The sequence below is a fragment of the Treponema sp. genome (genome assembly GCF_024696245.1).
GTDB lineage: Bacteria > Spirochaetota > Spirochaetia > Treponematales > Treponemataceae > Treponema_D.
Genome location: NZ_JAILGZ010000078.1, coordinates 1 through 2,296, shown reverse-complemented (window position 1 = coordinate 2,296; position 2,296 = coordinate 1). Strand labels below are relative to the sequence as shown.

At 40.2% G+C, this 2,296-nt stretch carries 3 protein-coding genes; all 3 read right to left on the bottom strand.

Annotated features, from left to right (window positions below; all coding sequences use genetic code 11):
• A partial coding sequence (locus tag K6D58_RS05500; protein ID WP_296828443.1) for a hypothetical protein occupies positions 1-777 on the bottom strand: 777 nt, incomplete at its 3' end.
• A gap of 349 nt (positions 778-1,126) precedes the next feature.
• Positions 1,127-1,597 (bottom strand): transcription antitermination factor NusB, encoded by a 471-nt coding sequence (nusB, locus tag K6D58_RS05495; protein WP_296828441.1) that lies wholly within the window; start codon positions 1,595-1,597, stop codon positions 1,127-1,129.
• On the bottom strand, positions 1,598-2,296 hold a 699-nt coding region (locus tag K6D58_RS05490; RefSeq protein WP_296828439.1), incomplete at its 5' end, for a peptidylprolyl isomerase.

The window sequence follows — 2,296 nt, the reverse complement described above, 5'->3', positions numbered from 1 at the left end:
CTGAGCATCGCTCATAGGAATTTTTCTACGGTTGTCGTAACGTTCCATTTCCAGAGTCTGGATTCCAACTTTTCTGAGGGCAGCAATCTCTGTGTCTTCTTCGCGTTCAAGATTTGAACGGTAGGCAAAATCAGCATAAAGAATAAGTCCCGGAATATTATCAGGCCAGCGGTTTACAACATAAAAAAGAAGGTCTGCATTCTGCTCATCCAATCCCTGATTTTCTGCCCAGCGGGCACTGTTCAAAATTATATTTGAAAGAAGAGTTTCATCAGTTTTACGAACCTTAAGTTCATCAAGATTCATTACAATTCCACGACGAGCAGCTTCAGAAGCTTCCATATCAGAAACTGCCATATAAGCATCTGATTCAAGAGCTGCCTGCTGTACTACTGAAGTCTTGAAATTTACAGTTCCGTTATAGCCGGTCATGAGACGTCGGGAAGTTTCAATAGCCTCAATTGCTTCATAAAAGCGGCCGGCATCATAACAAACAGTTGCCCAGAAAAAGGCCTCGTCTGCATCAATAAAAGCATCCGGCAGAAGGGCTGCAGCAAGACCATATTCACCGTTTATAAGATTGAATACAGCACAGTTACGAAGCCACATTGAAGATTTTGAAGTTTTATAGGCATCTAAATAAATCTGATAGAATTCTTTTCGGGTATAATAATCAAAACCAGAGCCGCCAGAAGCAGCTGCTTTTTCTGCAGAATCGCGGAGGATATATTCGGAATAAAGAGAAGCGTATTTAGTTCCGCGCAGCTTTTCCGCCACCTTCCCCGCCTCTCCGAGGCGGTTTTCTCTCAATAAAAATGCCGCATAAACCGCCTGCAGCTCAACGTTGCCGCCGTTTTTCTTTAAGGCCTTTTTGAGAGTCTTTTCAGCAAGGTTAGATTCGCCGAGGGACATATATCTTTTGTATATTCCAATCCAGGTCCACGAATCGTAAGCGCGCTTTTCAGCCTTTTTGAGTTCTTTGAGCGCCGACTGCATCTGATTCTGCATCACCAGCGCATCAATTACATCAAACTGGCTTGTTAACGAGTTTTGTTCTGCCCTCATCCGACAAGCGGGAAAGCAGAACAAAATCAAAGAAAATAAAAGGAATGTTAATAAAATTTTTTTAAGCTCTCTTCGGCTCATCTTTTCCTATTTTATCAAGCACTGCATTAATAAACTTATAGGAATCGTCTGTGTCAAAGTCTTTGGCAATATTTACTGCCTCATCAATGACAATCTTTGCCTCAGCTCCGTTCTGGAACAAAATCTCATAAACACTTGTGCGGAGAATTGCCAGCGCAACTCGGCTTATACGATCCATACTCCATGAACTTGAAAGATGATTTTCTATAAGCTTATCAATTTCATCTATATGACTGATTGTTCCTGCAATAATAAGGCTTGCAAAAGTTCTTTCTTCCTTTGAAGTTTCAGAAAGTTCTACAAAAGGCTGATCTGCAGGATCAATACTTCCGTCAATTTCTTTATCTTTCTGAAGCCATTCGAATGTCAAAAGATCATCCAAAGAAGCCTTTGTTACATCCCATGAATAAACAGCCTGAAAGGCAATTACTCTACCATTTCTTCTGGACACTTAGTTCCCCCAATCGAGCAGCTTGTCTAAAGCAGCTCCAGTTTTCTTCATATCAACATTTTCGGCTGTGTGAAGTTCTTTTGCAACATTTGTAGCTGCATTGTTCAAATAAATCTGCTGTTTCTGCTGAGTAAGGCTTGAACGGATATAATCATAAACTGTTACAGTTGTTTCCGGCTGAACAAGATCACTAATTCCAAGCATTTTTGCATCATACTTTTTGATTACGCTGAGGAAGCGATAATCATTAGCTGTTTCTTCTACATCAGAAATATAACCTTCACCCTGAGTAAATACATAAATAAGATTCTGCAAAGACATTCCAATTCCTGCTGCAGCGGCTTCTGTCTTAGGAAACAAGCCAAGTCCTGCCTGGAAACCAGAACCTTCCTGCTGTGACTGAACTGCAAGCTGTTCTGCTGTAAGTGCCTTTGCCTTATATTTTGTAAGGAAATCTGTAGCCTTCTGCTTTGCTGTATCTGGGGAAGTTCCCTTTGGTACAATCACAAGAAGCATTTTTACCATATCATTCCATACAAAAGATGATTTATTGCTTTCGTATGCAAGTCTGATTTCTTCATCAGTTGCAGCAACTTTCTGAATTTCTTCCTGATTTTTCTGAACAACATACTGCTGCATTACAAGAACATTCTTAAGATGTTTTTTATAATCAGCTTTGTTCATACCAGTCTGTTCAAT